The organism is Pseudomonas sp. GW823-FHT01D03, assembly GCF_058798255.1.
In genome coordinates this window covers 4271990-4290758 of sequence record NZ_JBXAKK010000001.1, presented here as the reverse complement: position 1 = coordinate 4290758, position 18769 = coordinate 4271990, and the positions used below count along the sequence as shown (strand labels likewise).

Below are 18769 nucleotides of genomic sequence, written 5' to 3'. Positions count from 1 at the left end.
ACCATTAATATAGTTATATACCGTCGCTGATGCCCGTGGCGTCTACCTGCTTTGAGGGATACATATGAAGCTTCAACAACTGCGCTACATCTGGGAAGTGGCGCACCACGACCTCAACGTTTCCGCTACCGCCCAAAGCCTTTACACCTCGCAACCGGGTATCAGTAAACAGATCCGCCTGCTGGAAGACGAACTTGGCGTTGAAGTGTTTGCCCGCAGCGGCAAGCACCTGACCCGCGTCACCCCGGCCGGCGAGCGCATCATCACCACCGCTGGTGAAATCCTGCGCAAGGTCGAAAGCATCAAGCAGATCGCCCAGGAATTCTCCAACGAGAAAAAAGGCACCCTGTCGATCGCCACTACCCACACCCAGGCGCGTTATGCATTGCCGCCGGTGATCAGCAATTTCATCAAGCAATACCCGGACGTGGCGCTGCACATGCACCAGGGTTCGCCGATGCAGATCGCCGAGATGGCCGCTGACGGCACCGTCGATTTCGCCATCGCCACCGAAGCGCTGGAGCTGTTCGGTGATCTGGTGATGATGCCGTGCTATCGCTGGAACCGCTGCGTGGTCGTGCCCCAGGGCCACCCGCTGACCAAGCTGCCGAAGCTGACCCTCGAAGCACTGGCCGAATACCCGATCGTGACTTACGTGTTCGGTTTCACCGGCCGTTCGAAGCTCGACGAAGCGTTCAGCCATCGTGGCCTGACGCCGAAAGTGGTGTTCACCGCCGCCGACGCCGACGTGATCAAAACCTATGTGCGTCTGGGCCTGGGGGTGGGCATCGTCGCCAAGATGGCGGTCGACACCAAACTCGATAACGACCTGGTGGTGCTGGATGCCAGCGAGCTGTTCGAGTCGAGCATCACCAAGATCGGTTTCCGTCGCGGCACTTTCCTGCGTGGTTTCATGTGCGACTTCATCGAGAAGTTCGCCCCGCACCTGACCCGCGAAGTGATGGCCAAGGCCATCCAGTGCCACAACAAGCAGGAACTGGAAGAGCTGTTCGACGGTGTCGAACTGCCGGTTCACTAAAACCCGGCCTCAAAGCACCTCGGTGACAGCAAACTGTTGCCGGGTGCCCGCCACCAGAATCTCTACCTCATCGCCTTCGAACTTGCCCAGCAGGCTTTTGCCCAGCGGCGAGCGCGGGGTGATGACGGTAATCGGCTGACCCACCACATCGACTCTCAGGCCCGCCGCATCCGGCGCAAGAAACAGCCATTGCTCGCGCCCCTTTTCGTCTTCCAGACCGAGCAGGGCGCCGATCTCGATGCCGCGATTTTCGTCGTAGGCGCGCAGCGTCAGGTTCTGGCACAGCGCCAGTGACTGACGGATTTCCTCGACCCGTTTCGCCTGACCCGCTGCCAGATAAGACGCCTCAAGCCCGAGCGTGTCGTACTTGTTCTCGGCGATGTTCTCTTCGTGGGTCGCGGTTTCGTAAGCGGTCTGCGCGGCGCGCTCGGCGATGTCGAGGTCGCCGCGCAGTTTGTCGAGGATCAGTTGGTGGACGGTGTGCTTGTTCATGATCAATCGCAGAATTGCAAAACGTTGGCGCGGCTCTTCTCGCTCGGCGCGGTCTGGTCCTGTTGCAGCCAGAACTGGCACTTGGGATTCGACTGGTTGCGACTGCTGCCGCGAGCCTGATCCAGACGTGCCTGCTGCTCGTTCTTGCGCAGGTTTTCTTCGTACTGCTCAAACAGCGGGCTCTGTGGCGGAATGTCCGGTTGTACCTGGACGGCCGCTGGCGGCTTGGCCAGTTGCTGCACCGCCTGAGCGACAGGCGCCAGTTGTTCGGTGAACACCAGGCGCGAGAGCAGCCAGCAGGTCAGGGCGATGGCCAGAAAGCCCAGCCACATGCCCAGGGCAATGCTGCCGGTCAGTTGCAGCGCGCTAAGCTGAACAGGCAACGGACGACGCGGGTTGGGACGATAGGGCATGGCTGCCTCCTGGCGGATGATTGCGGGCAAGTGGCGATTGTCGCACGAAGATTAATCGCCGTCGGCTCTTCTGCGCGAGGTCATTTATGCGGACAATCAGCGCTTTTGCCAACGGGAGTCTTTGCATGCCGGTATCGAAAACCCGCTGGGATATTTTTTGCACCGTGGTCGACAATTATGGCGACATCGGCGTGACCTGGCGTCTGGCCCGGCAACTGGTGGCCGAACACGGGCTGGCGGTGCGCCTGTGGGTCGATGACCTGCGCGCCTTCGAACGTATCTGCCCCGAGATCGACATCAACCTTGCGCAACAATCGCAGCAGGGCGTCGAGGTGCGGCACTGGCCGAGCGACTGGCCGCAGACGGAGGCGGCGGACGTGGTGATCGCCGCATTTGCCTGCCAACTGCCAACGGCGTACATGGATGCCATGACCGAGCGGCAACAGCCGCCGCTGTGGATGAATCTCGATTACCTCAGCGCCGAAGACTGGGTCACTGGCTGTCACGGTTTACCGTCGGTGAAATACAAGTCGGTACAGAAATTCTTTTTCTTTCCCGGATTTCAGCCGGGGACGGGCGGCTTGCTGCGTGAAAGCGGTCTGCTTGAGCGGCGTCGGCAATTTCAGCAGGATGCAGTTGCGCAGCGACAGTTCCTGCAAGGCCTGGGCGTCGATCGAGCAGCGGACGCACAGCTGATCTCGTTGTTTGCCTACGAAAATGCCGGGCTGGCCAGTTGGCTGGATGTGTTGGCGGCCGATAGCACGCCGACCCATCTACTGGTGCCGGAGGGGCGGATTCTCGGTGATGTTGCGCGTTGGCTCGGGGTCGATGCATTGGCTGTCGGCGATCTGGATGTGCGTCAGGCACTGACGGTGCAGGTGCTGCCGTTCGTCCGTCAGGATCAATACGATCAGTTGCTGTGGTGCTGCGATTTCAACGCGGTGCGCGGTGAAGACTCGTTCGTCCGGGCGCAGTGGGCCGGGCGACCGATGCTCTGGCACATCTATCAGCAGGACGAAAACATCCACCTCGACAAGCTCGATGCCTTTCTCGCCCTCTACACGAAAGGGCTTTCACCGGCCGCTGCCGAGGCGATGAACGGTCTGTGGCGGGCCTGGAGTGCCGGGCAACCGATCGGTGAGCACTGGCGCCAGGCCCGTAAACATTGGCCAGAACTGCAGGAAAACGCCGAGCAATGGTGTCTGGAACAAGGCTTGCAGGCGGATCTTGCCACGGCGCTGGTACAGTTTTACCTAAATTGGATATGATACGCGGCCTAGATTTTTGTAAATCCCATCCAAATTCGGATATTCGCAATGAAAACTGGTAAAGAACTCAAACCCGGTACCGTGATCCGTATCGACAACGATCCTTGGCTGGTTCAGAAAGCTGAATTCACCAAGTCGGGCCGTAACAGCGCGATCATGAAGACCAAGCTGAAGAACCTGCTGACCGGTTACAAGACCGAAACCGTTTACGGTGCGGACGACAAGCTGGACGACGTGATCCTCGACCGCAAAGAAGCGACCCTGTCCTTCATCAGCGGCGACACCTACACGTTCATGGACACCACTGACTACACCATGTACGAACTGAACGCCGAAGACATCGAAAGCGTTCTACCTTTCGTTGAAGAAGGCATGACCGACGTTTGCGAAGCCGTGTTCTTCGAAGAGCGTCTGGTTTCCGTAGAACTGCCGACCACCATCGTGCGTCAGGTTGACTACACCGAAGGTTCCGCTCGCGGTGACACTTCCGGCAAGGTGATGAAGCCTGCCAAACTGAAGAACGGTACCGAGCTGTCGGTTGCTGACTTCATCGAAATCGGCGACATGATCGAGATCGATACCCGCGAAGGCGGTTCCTACAAAGGCCGTGCCAAATAAGCACTGCTTTTTACGGAAAGAAAAAGCCCGACCATCGAGTCGGGCTTTTTTGTGTCTGCGTTTTGCGCTTCACACAAGAAAAAGCCCGACCATCGAGTCGGGCTTTTTTGTGTCTGCGTTTTGCGCTTCACGCCTGTCCCCTGTGGGAGCGCGCCTGCTCGCGAATGCGTTCTGTCAGTCAGCACATAACCGGATGACACACCGCTTTCGCGAGCAGGCTCGCTCCCACAATGGGATGGTGGTTACTTCAAGTGTTGCTTGAGTTCCTCAGACGCCTGCAACATCGCCGAACGCACCGCCGGCACTTGGCTGACCACGTTGAGCAAGCCGTAATCGTGAATCATGCCGTTGTACCGTACCGCCGTTACCGCTACACCCGCCTCGTCGAGTTTGCGTGCGTACGCTTCACCTTCATCACGCAATACATCGGCGCTGGCGGTCTGCACCAGCGCTGGTGGCAGGCCCTTTAATTGCGCGGTGGTTGCTCGCAGCGGCGAGGCGTAGATCTCGTCACGCTGTTTTGCATCGGTGGTGTAGTTGTCCCAGAACCACTTCATCATGTTGCGTGTGAGGAAGTGCCCTTCGGCGTACTGGTTATACGAGCCCGTGTCGAAACTGGCGTCCGTCACAGGCCACAGCAGTACCTGGAGTCTGATCGCCGGGGTGCCTTGGTCTTTGGCCATCAGCGCCACCACGGCCGCCATGTTACCGCCGACACTGTTGCCCGCCACGGCCAGACGCTGGCCGTCGACATTGATCTCTTTACCGTGCTCGGCGACCCACTTTGTCGCGGCGTAGGCCTGGTTGATCGCCACCGGGTAATGCGCTTCCGGAGACGGCGTGTAATTGACGAAGACTGCCGCCGCGCCCGAACCGACCACCAGATCGCGCACCAGCCGTTCGTGGGTCGGGAAATCGCCCAGCACCCAGCCGCCGCCATGGAAGAACATGAACACCGGCAGCTCGCCCTTGACCCCGGCCGGCCGGACGATGGTCAGCTGCAACGGTTGGCCATTGACCTGAATGGTCTTCTCGCTGACGTCTGCTTTGGGCAGCGTCAGCTTGACCCCCGACTGCGCGCCGACCAGCACGGCGCGGGCGTCTTTGGGTGTCAGCTGTTCTATCGGCTTGCCGGTGCCGGCATTCAACACATCGAGAAAGGCCTGAGTGTTGTGTTCGACATCACCGGCGAACGCACTGTGGATGGACAGGGCGAGAAGGGTACCGGTCAAGACTTTGCTGAAAGTGTTCATGTTCATTTCCTGTTCGGGCCTGGGGCGTCAGTGCTTAAACGGTGACGTGCAGACGTACGTCGACGTTGCCACGGGTGGCGTTGGAGTACGGGCAGACCTGGTGCGCCGCGTCGACCAGTGTCTGCGCGTCGGCTTGTTCCAGACCCGGCAGGCTGATGTGCAGGTCAATGTCCAGACCGAAGCCGCCAGGGATCTGGCCGATACCGACATGAGCGGTGATCGATGCGTCGTCGGGGATTTTGCGTTTGGTCTGGCTGGCGACGAATTTCAGTGCGCCGATGAAGCAGGCGGAGTAACCGGCAGCGAACAGTTGCTCAGGGTTGGTCGCTGCGCCGCCGGCACCGCCGAGTTCTTTCGGGGTGGCGAGTTTGACGTCGAGGATGTTGTCGCTGGAGATCGCACGACCGTCACGGCCGCCAGTGGAGGTTGCGATTGCGGTGTAGAGAGTTTGCATGGTGTGAGCCTCGTTGAGTTTCTGTTTTTGCGCTAATTGTTTGCGCGCTAAGTAAGTGCGAGGTGAATGTAGCTCGCAAATATTTAGTGCGCAAGATAATTATCTGAAAAATATGCGCTTCGACGAAGGACTGGTTCGTTTGGTTAGCCTGGAAGGCGCGGTTTAGAGAGGATGGCGGGAAAGTCAGGCGTGGAAAAATATTTTTCAGACAACTAGATTACCTGTAGGAGTGAGCCTGCTCGCGATAGCGGTGCAGCAGTCAACACGATGGCGGCGCGTTCACCGCTATCGCGAGCGGGCTCACTCCTACAGTGGAACAGTGGCGGGCTCAGGCCAAACTGTTTTGCAGATGGTTGCGCAGGGCTTGCAACTCAGATTGAAGATTCTGCAGGCGTTCGAGGGTGAAACCACTGGCGCCGAGGATGCATTGTGGAATGGTTTGCGCCTTGTCGCGCAGTGCTCGACCTTGCTCGGTCAACTCGACAATCACCACACGCTCATCTTCACGACTGCGCGTGCGGCTGAGCAAGCCTTCACCTTCCAGCCGTTTGAGCAGGGGTGTCAGCGAGCCAGGGTCGGTAAGCAACCGCGTACTGATTTCGCCGACGGTCAAACCATCCTTTTCCCACAGCACCATCATCGCCAGATACTGCGGATAGGTCAGGCCCAGCGCTTGCAGCAGTGGCTTGTAGACCTTGGTCATCATCAGTGAAGTGGAATGCAGGGCGAAGCACGCCTGATTGTCGAGCAGCAGGTCGTCGCAGGTATCGCGTTCGGTAGTCATGGCAAAGCCTTGTTCAGTGATCGGCTTGAATCTAGCGCCCGAATGTTTAATGCGCCAGATAATTATCCAGAATCTAGTGCCGGCCCAGCTCGCGCTGTAGCGCCAGATCCCACGGCGGAACCGGGCTGAAGCGGGTGTTGAGGTATTCCAGGAGCAAGCGGCTGCGCGAATTGGTTTGCTGTTCCATGCGCAATGCATAAATGCCAGTGCTCTCCGGTTGTGGCAGACCGCTCTCGCAGAACAGCGGCAACAGCTCGCCACGCAGCAGGTACTCACTGGCCAGCCAGGTCGGCAAATGCGCGATGCCCAGACCTGCCAGTGCCCCGCACACCAGCGCTTCGGCATTGTTGGCGCTCATGCGGATGCGCGCGGGGCGATGCAGTTGCATTTGCCCGTCCAGTTCGAAGCGCCAGGCGAAGGGCGGGGCGAGGCCTTCCCAATCCAGCCCGTCATGTTCACTCAACTGCGCAGGATGGCTCGGTGCGCCACGGCGCTTGAGATAGTCGGGGCTGGCACAGGCAATGCGCACCATGCTCGCCAGCGGCGTGGCGACCAGCCGCGTATCGGCCATTTGCCCGGCGCGCAGCACCAGATCGACTTTGCCCAGATTCGAGCCGTGCATATCGATGAAGCTGTCGATCAGGTGCAACTGCACGTCGAGGCCCGGGTACAGCACCAGAAAGTCAGCGATGACTGGCGCGAGATGCCGGCGACCAAAAGCGGCGGGGGCATCGATGCGGATCAAGCCTTCCGGCGCACTGCTCAACGACACCGCTTCGGCACGGGCCAATTGCAACTCGTTGACGATGCGCCGTGCCCGCTCGGCAAACGCCAGACCTGCCGGGGTGGCCCGCACCGCGTGGGTGCTGCGAATAAACAACTGGCTGCCGACCGCACTTTCCAGGCTGTCAATGCGCCGCGCCACGGCAGATGGCGTCAGCGGATGACGACGGGACGCCGCAGAAAAACTGCCGCTTTCCAGCACATCGAGAAACAGTCCGAGCTGATCGGTCAATTGATTGGGGTTCATAAGTGTTCAATGCTTGTGCGAACTTGGCATAGCCATTGTGCGTTGCTGTGCGTTTCCCCGCCAGCCTCGACTGCGTAGGATGAGTCGCCTGACAGATGAGGACATCGCTGTGATCGAGTTTTTGTTGTACCTGCTGTTTGGCGCCGCCCTTGGAACCCTGGGCGGGATCTTCGGCATTGGCGGCGGTTTGATCGCCATTCCGCTGCTGGGCGTGTGGTTCGGCCTCGATCAGCAGATCGCCCAAGGCACGGCGCTGGTGATGGTGGTGCCCAACGTGATGCTGGCGCTGTGGCGCTATCACCAGCGTAATCGCATCGAGCTGCGTCATGCGCTGCCGTTGGCTGTGATGGGTTTTTGCTTTGCGTGGATCGGTTCGATCTGGGCGGTGGGCATCGATGCGCAAACCATGCGTATCGGCTTTGTCGCGTTCCTCGTGGTGCTCTCGGCGTACAACCTGCTGAAGATGTTCGGCAAGAAAACCGCCGTGACCTCCGAGATGCGTTACTCATGGCCATGGCTCGGTGTGCTGGGCGCAGCGTCCGGAACCATGGGTGGTCTGTTCGGTGTCGGCGGGGCCGTGGTGGCAACGCCGGTGCTGACCAGCCTGTTCGGTACCAGCCAAGTGGTTGCCCAGGGCCTGTCGCTGGCGCTGGCGTTGCCCAGCACTGGCGTGACCCTGGTGACCTACGCCGTACATCACGAAGTGGACTGGATGATCGGCCTGCCGCTGGCCATTGGCGGTCTGGCCAGCATCAGTTGGGGCGTGAAGGTCGCCCACGCTATGCCGGAAAGGCTCTTGCGCGGGCTGTTTTGCGGCTTTCTGGTGCTGTGCGCGGTGATGCTCGCGTTTAAAGTTTGAAGCCTTCGACGATGTGCTCGGCCAGGCATTCGGTGATCGGCGACGGATTGTTCAGGTTGCGGATCAGCATAATGCTGGCCTCGGGCAACAGCGGCAGATCCTCGGCGGCGCCGAGAATGCGCATGTCCGGGGTGATCAGGCTTTCCAGTTGCGCGGTGATCGCCAGACCCGCGCTCACCACCGCCATCAGCGCCGACAGGCTGGTGCTGTTGTAGGCGATGCGGTAGTCGCGGCCCATCGCGTCCAGCGCATTGCACGCCCACAAACGGCAGAAACAATCACTGTTGAACATCGCCAGCGGTAACGGCGTCTGCTCGTGGGCGCTGAAGTTCTGCGCTTCGGCCCAGACGAAACGTTCCTTGCGCAGCAACTGGCCGATCTCGTTGCCCGGCTCGCGGGTGACGATCGACAAGTCCAGATCGGTGCGCTGCAACAACTGTTTGCTGGACTCGCAATGCACTTCGATCTGGATCAACGGGTAGAACTGGGCGAACCGCGACAGGATCCCCGGCAGAAACCGCATCACGTAATCGTCCGGCGTACCGATACGCACGGTGCCGACCATGTGCGGCTCGCGCAGGGTGTTGAACACTTCGCTGTGCAATTTCAGGATGCGCCGCGCATAACCCAGCAGCACTTGGCCCTCGGCGGTCAGGCGTACCTGGCGGCCGTCACGTTCGAACAGTTGGCGTTGCAGCACATCTTCTTCCAGCCGCTTCATCTGCATGCTTACGGCCGATTGCGTGCGATTGACCATCTCGCCGGCGCGAGTGAACCCGCCCTGATCGGCAATCGCGACGAAGGTGCGCAGGACATCGGTATCGATACTGGGGTAGGCCGACAATTGATGAATCTCCGTGATGAATGCCATCAGAAACATTCGTTGGATTGATCTTAGCGCCAGCGCGAGACTTGAGCCATCCACAAGGAGGGCAACACGATGAAAGGTCAAAGAGAGTATGTAGACGACACAAGATTTTCCGGCCACGGCCATATCGTTTCCGATCTGCTGCACAAGTTTAGCCGCTGGTATGAACTGCACCGTGAACGCGAGATGCTCGCCAGTCTGAGCGACGAAGCGTTGAAGGACATCGGGGTCAGCCGTGCCGATGTCGAACACGAGGCCATTCGGCCGTTCTGGGACGATCCGATGCATAAATGATCAGGGCCTTACTACACAAACCACTTTCAGGTGAGGTAGGTTGCGAGCAGACAAGGAGATGCTCATGCCCGCGACTCTGGCCTTTTCCCTCAAACAGGCGCGACGTCTGGCGCTGGCTGCCCAAGGGTTCAACGGGCGCCAGCCGCCAACCGTCCGCGCGCCGCAGCTCAACCGGCTGATCGAACGGCTGGGCCTGTTGCAGATCGATTCTGTCAATGCCGTGGTGCGCTCGCACTACCTGCCGCTGTTTTCCCGTCTGGGTTCCTATTCTTCTGATCTGCTCGACCAGGCTGCCTGGAGTTCGGGGCGCCGGCGCACGCTGTTCGAATACTGGGGCCATGAAGCGTCGTTGCTGCCGCTGGCGATGTATCCGCTGATGGGCTGGCGGATGCAGCGCGCCAGAAATGGCAGAGACATTTATCAGCAACTGGCGAAGTTTGGTCTTGAGCAGCAGGACGTTGTGCGCCGCGTTTTAAGCGCGGTTGAGGAGCGGGGCGCATTGGGCGCCGGCAGCCTGTCGACCCGCGAGGACAAGGCCGGGCAATGGTGGGACTGGAGCGCAGAAAAGCACGCGCTGGAATGGTTGTTCGCTGCCGGTGAAGTGACCGTCGCCGGACGCCGCGGTTTTGAGCGTTTGTATGATTTGCCGGAGCGGGTGATCCCGAAGTCGATTCTGCAGCAGCCGCTGCCGGATGAGGCCGAAGCGCAACGCGGTTTGCTGCTGCACGCGGCTCAGGCGCTCGGCGTCGGCACGGAAAAGGATCTGCGCGATTATTTCCGCTTGAGCCCGGCCGATGCGCGACCGCGTCTGGCGGAGCTGGTCGAGGACGGGCAATTGCAGACCTGCGAAGTCGCTGGCTGGCGACAGATCGCCTACTGCCTGCCGCAGCCGAAAGTCCCACGTAAAGTCATCGCCAGTGCGCTGTTGTCACCGTTCGACTCGCTGATCTGGGAGCGCAGTCGCACCGAGCGCTTGTTCGATTTTCGCTATCGGCTGGAGATCTATACGCCGCAGGACAAGCGGGTCTACGGCTATTACGTGTTGCCGTTTCTGCACAACGAGCGGATTGCCGCGCGGGTCGATTTGCGCGCCGAGCGAGCGTCGGGGCGGTTGGCGGTGCATGCAGTGCACGAGGAAGAGCCGGGGCTGGATGACGAGGGGATGTTGGCGCTGGCGTTGAATTTGCGGCAGATGGCCGATTGGCTGGGGCTTGGGCGGGTGCAACTGAATTGTCAGCGTGAGAGTGCGGGGCGGTTGCGGGTGGCATTGGCGCAGATCGGCTGTGACTGAGCGGGCCTCTTCGCGAGCAAGCCCGCTCCCACACTGGATCTGTGTCGTACACAAAACCCATGTGGAAGCGGGCTTGCTCGCGAAGGCGGCCTGCCCGACGCTAAAAATCTGACTGATTCAGCGGCGAACCTGTTTCAGAGTTTCGGCAATCAGAAACGCCAGTTCCAGCGACTGATCGGCATTCATCCGCGGATCACAGTGGGTGTGATAACGATCCGACAGCCCATCTTCAGTGATCGGCCGCGCGCCACCGATGCACTCGGTGACGTTCTGCCCGGTCATCTCGATGTGAATCCCGCCGGCATAAGTGCCTTCGGCTTCGTGCACCTGGAAAAACTGCTTCACTTCGCCAAGGATCTGCGCGAAGTCGCGGGTCTTGTAGCCGCTGCTGGCCTTGATGGTGTTGCCGTGCATCGGGTCGGAGCTCCACAGCACCTGCTTGCCTTCACGCTGCACCGCGCGGATCAGCGCCGGCAGGTGATCGCCGACCTTGTTCGCGCCCATCCGCGCAATCAGGTTCAGACGGCCCGGATCGTTGTCCGGGTTGAGCACGTCGATCAGGCGGATCAGGTCGTCCGGGTTCATGCTCGGGCCGACTTTCACCCCGATCGGGTTGTTCACCCCACGCAGGAATTCGACGTGAGCGCCGTCGAGCTGACGGGTGCGGTCGCCGATCCACAGCATGTGCGCCGAGCAATCGTAGTAATCGTTGGTCAGGCTGTCGCGACGCACGAAGGCTTCTTCGTAGTTCAGCAGCAGTGCCTCGTGGGCGGTGAAGAAACTGGTTTCGCGCAGTTGCGGTGAACTGTCCATGCCACAGGCGCGCATGAACGCCAGGGTTTCATCGATGCGGTCGGCGAGGTGGCTGTATCTTTCGGCCAGTGCCGAGTTGGCGATGAAGTCCAGGTTCCACTTGTGCACCTGATGCAGGTCGGCAAAACCGCCCTGGGCGAAGGCGCGCAACAGGTTCAGGGTGGCGGTGGACTGGTGATAGGACTGCAGCAGGCGCTCCGGATCCGGCACGCGGCTCTTTTCGTCGAAACCGATGCCGTTGACGATGTCGCCCCGGTAGGCCGGCAGGGTCACGCCGTCGATGGTTTCATCGTTGGCCGAGCGCGGTTTGGCGAACTGGCCGGCCATGCGCCCGACCTTGACCACCGGGCAACCGGCGGCGAAAGTCATGACGATCGCCATTTGCAGCAGCACTTTAAAAGTGTCGCGAATCTTTGCGGCGGAGAATTCGGCGAAGCTTTCCGCGCAATCGCCGCCCTGCAGCAGGAACGCCCGGCCCTGAGTCACTTCGGCAAACTGCCGGCGCAGCTCGCGCGCTTCGCCGGCAAACACCAGCGGCGGATAGCTGGCCAGGGTCTGCTCGACCTGGCGCAGATGCGCCGCGTCAGGGTATTGGGGTTGTTGCTGGATCGGCAAGGCGCGCCAGCTGTCAGGGCTCCAGGGTTGGCTCATCACGGTCTCTAATTGGTTCTACGCACGGGAAGCCCATGGTAGCAGCAATTAGTGCGTGACCTGCTCCCGCCCCATCACCGACAATCGCCGCTTTGCCACGGCGCCGGAGCGGTGCCATCGCGTCACCGCGCCCGGTGACCATCAGGAGACGAAATGACTGAGGAGCGCGTCGAGCTGTTGCTCGCCGAGGTACAGGATGAGTTCGGCGTGATTCGCGTGCTGGAAGTGGCCGATTACCGCTTTCTGGAATTCGGCGATGCCATCGAGCAGAGCTGCGTGTTCACCGCCGATCCGAGCTGGCTGGAATACGACTACACCCGGGCGATGCTGATTGGTGCGTTGTGCCATGAGCAACCGGAGAGCGCGCTGTTTCTCGGTCTCGGTGCCGGCACGTTGACCCAGGCTTGCCTCAAGTTCCTGCCGCTGGAAGACGTCGAAGCTATCGAACTGCGCCCGGACGTGCCGCGTCTGGCGATCGAATACCTGGGGCTGGATGATGATCCACGTTTGTATATTCGGGTCGGCGATGCGCTGGAGTTGCTGCCGACGGCCGAGCCTGCGGATCTGATCTTCGTCGACCTGTACACCGACGTCGGCCCGGGTGTCGGGCATCTGGCCTGGAGTTTCCTCGGCGACTGTCAGAAGCGTCTGAATCCAGGCGGCTGGCTGGTGATCAATCAGTGGGCCACCGATGATGGCAAACCGTTGGGCGCGGCGTTGTTGCGCGGGCTGTATCACCGGCATTACTGGGAGTTGCCGGTGAAAGAGGGCAATGTGATTCTGATTGTGCCTGCAGATCTCGATCAGGAGCTGGACATGCAGGCGCTGACCGCCCGCGCCGAAGTGCTGGCGCCACGGCTGGGGTATTCGTTGCAGTCGTTGATCAAGGCGATTCGCCCGGCGACTTGAGTGGTCAGTGATGGCCTTGTTCGCCGATCTAGCCCTATCGCGAGCAGGCTCACTCCTACATTGGAATGCGTTTTCCCTGTAGGAGTGAGCCTGCTCGCGATGGCGCCCTGGCAGGCGCCATAATGCTCAGACCCCTTTGAAGATGCCCGGCCGCCGCTCCACCAGCGACCTGATCCCCTCCTTGGCATCCTCACTCCCCAGTAACTTTTTCACCAGCGCCGGCAACCCCTGCGCCGCCGCCGTCTCACCTTCATAGCGCGCCTGGCGCGCCGACATCAGTGTCGCCTGCACCCCCAACGGTGCCTGCCGGGCGATCCGTTCGGCCAACTCAATAGCCCGCGGCAGCAGGTCCTCACTGGCCATCACTTCCTGCACCAAACCCAGATGCAACGCATCGTGGGCATCAAACTCATCGCCGGTCAGCAACCAGCGCATCGCGTTACCCCAGCCGGCCACCTGATGAAAACGTAACGTCGCGCCACCAAACGGAAAGATCCCCCGCTGCACTTCCATTTGCGCGAAGCGGGTATTGCTCGCGCACAGGTTGATATCGGCGGCCAGCATCAACTCGATACCGATGGTCAGGCAGTAGCCCTGCGCGGCAACAATCACCGGTTTGCTCACTCGCGGCCCGACAAAAACACCCCATGGGTCGTAACCGCCGGTCGGAACCTGCCAGCCTTCGGCGAGGGCGGCGCTGGCGTTGAGCAGATCCAGACCGGCGGTAAAGTGCTCGCCATGCCCGAACACCACCGCCACCCGCGCCTCGCTGTCGGCCTCGAACTCGCCGTAGGCCAGGCTCAAATCGTTGAGCAGATCGAGGTCGAAGGCGTTGCGTTTGGCGGCCCGGTCGAGGCCGATCAAGTGGATATGACCTCGACGTTCACGGCTGACGCGGCCGGGGCAGGGCTGATTCATGAAGAAATCCTCGGGCGGGAAGGGCGGGTGCAGCGACGGTATGCCGCACATCGATGAATCGTTTAAGCGTCATCACCCGCAGGGCCGGGCCTTTGCAAAATAGACCTTTGCACGATTATCCGCAAAACCCCGTTACACAGCGGTGACACACCGATTCAGGCGATAAAAAAAGCTCCCTTTTTGGGCAAATTCCGGTATAGTGCGCGCCGGCCTTTAACCGGGCCGCGTTTAGGTAGCGCAATTCCCCGAAGTCAGCTTCGGCTGCACGTCCGCACTGCGGGCTCTTCCTTGACGATTCTTTTTCATTCATACGTTTTCGCAAATCCCCGCCGACAAAGCTGCCAGGGCGACTCTTGAGTCTCAACACGGCATGTGCAGCTTTGGAGCATGGGTCTTTGCGGATGCACTTAGAGGCAGACCCATGACCCAGGAAATCGGCGGCTTCGCCGCTCTTGAACTTCATCCCAATATTGTCGCTGCAGTAGTCGCTACCGGCTATGAAGAGCCTTCGGCCATTCAGCAGCAGTCGATCCCGATCATCCTCGCCGGTCACGATATGATTGGTCAGGCGCAAACCGGTACCGGTAAAACCGCTGCCTTTGCCCTGCCTATCCTGCACCGCATTGATCCGTCCAAGCGCGAGCCGCAAGCTCTGATCCTGGCCCCAACTCGTGAGTTGGCGCTACAAGTTGCAACCGCTTTCGAAACCTACGCCAAGCAAATGCCGGGCGTAACTGTTGTGGCTGTCTACGGCGGCGCGCCGATGGGCCCACAATTGAAAGCAATCCGTAATGGCGCACAGATCGTTGTCGCCACTCCGGGCCGTCTGTGCGACCACCTGCGTCGCGACGAAAAAGTCCTCGCTACCGTGAACCACCTGGTTCTGGACGAAGCAGACGAAATGCTCAAACTCGGTTTCATGGATGACCTGGAAGTGATCTTCAAGGCCATGCCGGAAACCCGTCAGACCGTATTGTTCTCGGCAACCCTGCCGCAGTCGATCCGTGCCATCGCCGAGCGTCACCTGCGCGATCCGAAGCACGTGAAGATCCAGAGCAAGACCCAGACCGTTACCGCGATCGAACAGGCTCACCTGTTGGTTCACGCTGACCAGAAGACCTCCGCCGTCCTCAGCTTGCTGGAAGTGGAAGACTTCGACGCGCTGATCATGTTCGTGCGCACCAAACAAGCGACCCTGGATCTGGCCAGTGCCCTCGACGCCAAAGGCTACAAGGCCGCTGCGCTGAACGGTGACATCGCCCAGAACCAGCGTGAGCGCGTCATCGACTCGCTGAAAGATGGCCGCCTGGACATCGTTGTCGCGACCGACGTGGCTGCCCGTGGTCTGGACGTTCCGCGCATCACCCACGTATTCAACGTGGACATGCCGTACGACCCGGAATCCTACGTGCACCGTATCGGCCGTACTGGCCGTGCCGGTCGCGAAGGTCGTGCGCTGCTGCTGGTGACTCCACGTGAGCGCCGCATGCTGCAAGTGATCGAGCGTGTCACCGGTCAGAAGGTTGCCGAAGTGCGTCTGCCGGACGCTCAGGCTGTTCTCGATGCACGCATCAAGAAACTGACCAACAGCCTGTCGCCGCTGGTTGCTGATGCCGAGTCGACTCACGGCGAACTGCTGGATCGCCTGACTGCCGACATCGGTTGCACGCCGCGTGCTCTGGCTGCAGCCCTGCTGCGCAAGGCGACCAACGGTCAAGCGCTGAACTTGGCGGCGATCGAGAAGGAGCGTCCACTGGTGCCGAACAACGCACCGCGTGGCGACCGTCCTGAGCGTTCCGGTGATCGTCCTGAGCGTGGTGACCGCGAGCGTCGCGCGCCAATGCCTCTGGGCGAAGGTCGTGCCCGTTGCCGTACCGCGCTGGGTGCGCGTGACGGTATCGCCGCCAAGAACCTGCTGGGCGCCATCCTCAACGAAGGTGGTCTGGCTCGCGAAGCAATTGGTCGCATCCAGGTGCGTGACAGCTTCAGCCTCGTCGAGCTGCCGGAAGATGGTCTGGACAAACTCCTGACCAAACTGAAGGACACTCGCGTCGCTGGCAAGCAGCTGAAACTGCGTCGCTATCGCGAAGATTGATCCGCCCTTGGGCTGATTGATCGAACATAAAAAATCCCCGACTGGTTCGGGGATTTTTTTTGCCTGCTTTTTGCCTTTGTGGGAGCGAGCTTGCTCGCGAAGACGTCACCCGAAACGATAGATATCCATACCCAGTGCACCCATCGTGAAGCCTTTATGCGCTACGCGGAACTCACCTCCCGCACCCCGCGCAAAATACAGCGGCAACAAATGCTCATCACTCGGATGGCTGCGTACCGCATTGGGCGCGTGCTGACGATAATCATGCAGTGCCGCCTCATCGTCGGCCGCCAGCTTGTCGATCATCCAGTCGCGGAAGTCCTGTGCCCACGGCTCGACGCTTTCCGGGCCGGCATGCCAGTCCAGTTCGCGCAGGTTGTGGGTGATGCTGCCGGAGCCGATCAGCAAAATACCCTGCTCGCGCAGACTCGCCAGCGCCTGCCCGACACGAGTTTGCAGCACCGGGCCATCGCGACTCGGCAGTGATACCTGCACCACCGGTATATCCGCCTGTGGATACATCAGCGACAGCGGCACCCACACGCCGTGATCGAACGGGCGTTGCGAATCAAGACGTGCCGGCAGATGCGCGGCGTCAAGCAATTCAGCTACTTCGGCTGCCAGTTGCGGATCGCCCGGTGCAGGGTACTGCACTTCGAAAAGGGCGCGCGGGAAGCCGCCGAAGTCGTGCCAGGTTTCCGGACGAGGATTGCTGCTGACCAGCAGCTCCTGGCTTTCCCAGTGAGCAGAGACGATCACGATGGCTTTCGGCCGCGGCAGTTCGGCCGCCAGACGCGCCAGCGCCGGGCCACTGGCACCGGGCTCCAGGGCCAGCATCGGTGAGCCGTGGGAGATAAACAGGCTGGGAAACATGGAAAGGTTCCTGAGCGGTAAGATGACCTCATCTTCAGTCAGATCATTGATCTAAATCTAATATAAGTTTTAACGCCTTTTGATCGAATTTATTGGGGGGATGCATGCAGCCTGAGTTTTGGCACAAGAAGTGGGAATCCAATCAGATCGGCTTTCACCTGCCTGAGGTGAACCCGTATCTGCAGCGTCACTGGGCGGTACCGGCAACGGCGCGAGTGCTCGTGCCGTTGTGTGGGAAAAGTCTGGATTTGGCGTGGCTGGCCGGGCACGGTCATCAGGTGCTCGGGGTCGAGCTGTCGCAGAAGGCCATCGAGGATTTTTTCAGTGAGCATCAGGTAACGCCGCACGTCAGCGCCAAGGGGCCGTTCAAGGTCTATCGCGCCGATTCCATCGAGTTGTGGTGCGGTGATTTCTTTGCGCTGACAGCCGACGATGTAGCGGATTGCGCGGCGTTGTACGACCGGGCAGCGCTGATTGCCTTGCCGGCTCCGATGCGTGAACGCTATGCGGCGCATTTGCAGCAGATCCTGCCGCACAGTGTGCAAGGGTTGTTGATTACCCTGGATTACGATCAGGCGCAGATGTCCGGACCACCGTTTGCGGTGAGCGATGATGAGGTGCAGCGCTTGCTGGGCGAAGTCTGGCAGGTGCAGGTGCTTGAGGAGCAGGATGTGCTGGCGGAGAGTGTCAGGTTCCTGCAGGCGGGGGTAACGCGGTTGGAGGAGCGGGTGTATCGGGTTTCTGGCCGATAGTTTTGTATCGGCATTAACGGCCTCTTCGGGAGCAAGCCCGCTCCCACAGTGATCCGTGTTGAATCAGAAATCCAGAGAACACCACAGAACCCTGTGGGAGGGGGCTTGCTCCCGAAGAGGCCAGAACAGCCGACCCATAATCCCGCGCACAAAAAAAGGCCCGCATCGCTGCGGGCCTTTTCGTTACTGCGCCAAACCGATCAACCGCGACGACGCAGCGCGTCGATACGCTCTTCCAGCGGCGGGTGGCTCATGAACATGCGGGCAAAGCCCTGCTTGATGCCACCGTTGATGCCGAAGGCGTTCAGGGTGTCCGGCATGTGCACCGGCAGGCCCTGTTCGGCGCGCAGGCGTTGCAGGGCGCCGATCATCGCGTTGGTACCCGCCAGACGTGCGCCGGCTTCGTCGGCACGGAATTCGCGTTTGCGCGAGAACCACATGACGATGGCGCTGGCGAGGATGCCCAGTACCAGCTCGGCGAAGATCGTTGCCACGTAGTAGGCGATGCCCTGGCCTTCTTCGTTCTTGAAGATCACCTTGTCGACGAAGTTGCCGATGATCCGCGCGAAGAACATCACGAAGGTGTTCACCACGCCCTGGATCAGCGCCAGGGTGACCATGTCACCGTTGGCTACGTGACCGATTTCGTGGGCCAGAACGGCTTTCACTTCATCTGGCGAAAAGCGCTCGAGCAGGCCCTGACTGACCGCGACCAGCGCGTCGTTCTTGTTCCAGCCGGTGGCGAAGGCGTTTGCTTCGTAGGCCGGGAAAATACCGACTTCGGGCATCTTGATCCCGGCTTCGCGGGACAGTTGCTCGACGGTTTGCAGCAGCCATTGCTCATGCCGGGTACGTGGCTGGCTGATGATCTGGGTGCTGGTGCTCATCTTCGCCATCCACTTGGAGATGAACAGCGAGAACAGCGAACCGGCGAAACCAAAGACCGCACAGAAAACCAGCAGCTGACTGAGGTTGAGATCAACCCCGTTGGCCGCCATGAACCCGTTGAAGCCGAACAGGCTCAGGGTGATGCTGGCTATCAGCACGACCGCCAGGTTAGTGGCCAAAAACAGCAGGATGCGCATCATGGTTGTA

At 60.4% G+C, this 18769-nt stretch carries 20 protein-coding genes; 9 read left to right on the top strand and 11 right to left on the bottom strand.

Annotation, left to right across the window (positions count from 1 at the left end; translation table 11 throughout):
- The first annotated feature begins 64 nt into the window (after nt 1-64).
- Nucleotides 65-1039 carry an HTH-type transcriptional regulator CysB gene (gene cysB, locus AC1RBR_RS18805; RefSeq protein WP_007908591.1) on the top strand — a complete coding sequence of 325 codons (975 nt, stop codon included), beginning with the start codon at nt 65-67 and terminating at the stop codon, nt 1037-1039.
- 9 nt (nt 1040-1048) lie between these two features.
- Here the strand turns inward: cysB and AC1RBR_RS18800 are convergent, their stop codons facing one another.
- Nucleotides 1049-1531: a GreA/GreB family elongation factor gene (locus AC1RBR_RS18800; RefSeq protein WP_492566061.1), complete on the bottom strand. Its 483-nt coding sequence runs from the start codon at nt 1529-1531 to the stop codon at nt 1049-1051.
- A 2-nt stretch (nt 1532-1533) separates the two neighbouring features.
- A complete protein-coding gene (locus AC1RBR_RS18795) occupies nt 1534-1944 on the bottom strand; it encodes a hypothetical protein (RefSeq protein ID WP_115984010.1) in 411 nt (136 codons plus the stop codon).
- Nucleotides 1945-2069: 125 nt separating this feature from the next.
- Here AC1RBR_RS18795 and earP point away from each other — a divergent pair, with 125 nt between their 5' ends.
- Together earP and AC1RBR_RS18785 are read left to right on the top strand one after the other, a co-directional pair.
- Nucleotides 2070-3212: an elongation factor P maturation arginine rhamnosyltransferase EarP gene (earP, locus tag AC1RBR_RS18790; RefSeq protein ID WP_492566059.1), complete on the top strand. Its 1143-nt coding sequence runs from the start codon at nt 2070-2072 to the stop codon at nt 3210-3212.
- 48 nt (nt 3213-3260) lie between these two features.
- Complete coding sequence (locus AC1RBR_RS18785; RefSeq protein ID WP_003226785.1) at nt 3261-3830, top strand: elongation factor P; 570 nt, start codon at nt 3261-3263, stop codon at nt 3828-3830.
- Between the two features lie 242 nt (nt 3831-4072).
- On the opposite strand, the gene AC1RBR_RS18780 is transcribed toward AC1RBR_RS18785, so the two are convergent.
- The 4 genes from AC1RBR_RS18780 to AC1RBR_RS18765 form a co-directional block, all read right to left on the bottom strand.
- A complete protein-coding gene (locus AC1RBR_RS18780; protein ID WP_492566057.1) occupies nt 4073-5083 on the bottom strand; it encodes an alpha/beta hydrolase in 1011 nt (336 codons plus the stop codon).
- Nucleotides 5084-5117: 34 nt separating this feature from the next.
- Nucleotides 5118-5537, bottom strand: a complete 420-nt coding sequence (locus tag AC1RBR_RS18775) for an organic hydroperoxide resistance protein (protein WP_027613448.1) — start codon at nt 5535-5537, stop codon at nt 5118-5120.
- 328 nt (nt 5538-5865) lie between these two features.
- Nucleotides 5866-6321 (bottom strand): MarR family winged helix-turn-helix transcriptional regulator, encoded by a 456-nt coding sequence (locus AC1RBR_RS18770; protein ID WP_443533827.1) that lies wholly within the window; start codon nt 6319-6321, stop codon nt 5866-5868.
- Between the two features lie 73 nt (nt 6322-6394).
- Nucleotides 6395-7351 (bottom strand): LysR family transcriptional regulator, encoded by a 957-nt coding sequence (locus AC1RBR_RS18765; protein ID WP_492566055.1) that lies wholly within the window; start codon nt 7349-7351, stop codon nt 6395-6397.
- Nucleotides 7352-7460: 109 nt separating this feature from the next.
- On the opposite strand from AC1RBR_RS18765, the gene AC1RBR_RS18760 reads away from it, so the two are divergent.
- Complete coding sequence (locus AC1RBR_RS18760) at nt 7461-8210, top strand: sulfite exporter TauE/SafE family protein (protein WP_027613445.1); 750 nt, start codon at nt 7461-7463, stop codon at nt 8208-8210.
- Here the strand turns inward: AC1RBR_RS18760 and AC1RBR_RS18755 are convergent.
- Entirely contained in the window at nt 8200-9054 is an 855-nt protein-coding gene (locus AC1RBR_RS18755; RefSeq protein ID WP_025113145.1) for a LysR substrate-binding domain-containing protein, read from the bottom strand. The two genes, AC1RBR_RS18760 and AC1RBR_RS18755, sit on opposite strands and share 11 nt — an antisense overlap.
- Nucleotides 9055-9150: 96 nt before the next feature.
- On the opposite strand from AC1RBR_RS18755, the gene AC1RBR_RS18750 reads away from it, so the two are divergent.
- Both AC1RBR_RS18750 and AC1RBR_RS18745 read left to right on the top strand, forming a co-directional pair.
- A complete protein-coding gene (locus AC1RBR_RS18750) occupies nt 9151-9372 on the top strand; it encodes a DUF1127 domain-containing protein (protein WP_095137304.1) in 222 nt (73 codons plus the stop codon).
- A 64-nt stretch (nt 9373-9436) separates the two neighbouring features.
- Nucleotides 9437-10663, top strand: a complete 1227-nt coding sequence (locus tag AC1RBR_RS18745) for a winged helix-turn-helix domain-containing protein (protein WP_492566053.1) — start codon at nt 9437-9439, stop codon at nt 10661-10663.
- Between the two features lie 117 nt (nt 10664-10780).
- Here AC1RBR_RS18745 and AC1RBR_RS18740 read toward each other — a convergent pair whose 3' ends face one another.
- Nucleotides 10781-12127 carry a class II 3-deoxy-7-phosphoheptulonate synthase gene (locus AC1RBR_RS18740; protein WP_492566051.1) on the bottom strand — a complete coding sequence of 449 codons (1347 nt, stop codon included), beginning with the start codon at nt 12125-12127 and terminating at the stop codon, nt 10781-10783.
- 153 nt (nt 12128-12280) lie between these two features.
- Here AC1RBR_RS18740 and AC1RBR_RS18735 point away from each other — a divergent pair, with 153 nt between their 5' ends.
- The gene (locus tag AC1RBR_RS18735; RefSeq protein ID WP_027613441.1) at nt 12281-13036 is read left to right on the top strand and encodes a spermidine synthase; all 756 of its coding nucleotides are present in this window, start codon (nt 12281-12283) and stop codon (nt 13034-13036) included.
- 126 nt (nt 13037-13162) lie between these two features.
- Here AC1RBR_RS18735 and AC1RBR_RS18730 read toward each other — a convergent pair whose 3' ends face one another.
- Entirely contained in the window at nt 13163-13954 is a 792-nt protein-coding gene (locus AC1RBR_RS18730) for a crotonase/enoyl-CoA hydratase family protein (RefSeq protein WP_492566049.1), read from the bottom strand.
- A gap of 421 nt (nt 13955-14375) precedes the next feature.
- Between AC1RBR_RS18730 and AC1RBR_RS18725 the strand changes: the two genes are divergently transcribed.
- Nucleotides 14376-16049, top strand: coding sequence for a DEAD/DEAH box helicase (locus AC1RBR_RS18725; protein ID WP_027613439.1), 1674 nt, complete (start codon nt 14376-14378; stop codon nt 16047-16049).
- Nucleotides 16050-16154: 105 nt separating this feature from the next.
- Here AC1RBR_RS18725 and AC1RBR_RS18720 read toward each other — a convergent pair whose 3' ends face one another.
- Entirely contained in the window at nt 16155-16922 is a 768-nt protein-coding gene (locus AC1RBR_RS18720) for a DODA-type extradiol aromatic ring-opening family dioxygenase (protein WP_492566048.1), read from the bottom strand.
- 104 nt (nt 16923-17026) lie between these two features.
- On the opposite strand from AC1RBR_RS18720, the gene AC1RBR_RS18715 reads away from it, so the two are divergent.
- Nucleotides 17027-17674 carry a thiopurine S-methyltransferase gene (locus AC1RBR_RS18715; protein WP_492566047.1) on the top strand — a complete coding sequence of 216 codons (648 nt, stop codon included), beginning with the start codon at nt 17027-17029 and terminating at the stop codon, nt 17672-17674.
- Between the two features lie 200 nt (nt 17675-17874).
- On the opposite strand, the gene htpX is transcribed toward AC1RBR_RS18715, so the two are convergent.
- Nucleotides 17875-18762, bottom strand: coding sequence for a protease HtpX (gene htpX / locus AC1RBR_RS18710; RefSeq protein ID WP_007964827.1), 888 nt, complete (start codon nt 18760-18762; stop codon nt 17875-17877).
- Nucleotides 18763-18769 lie beyond the last annotated feature (7 nt).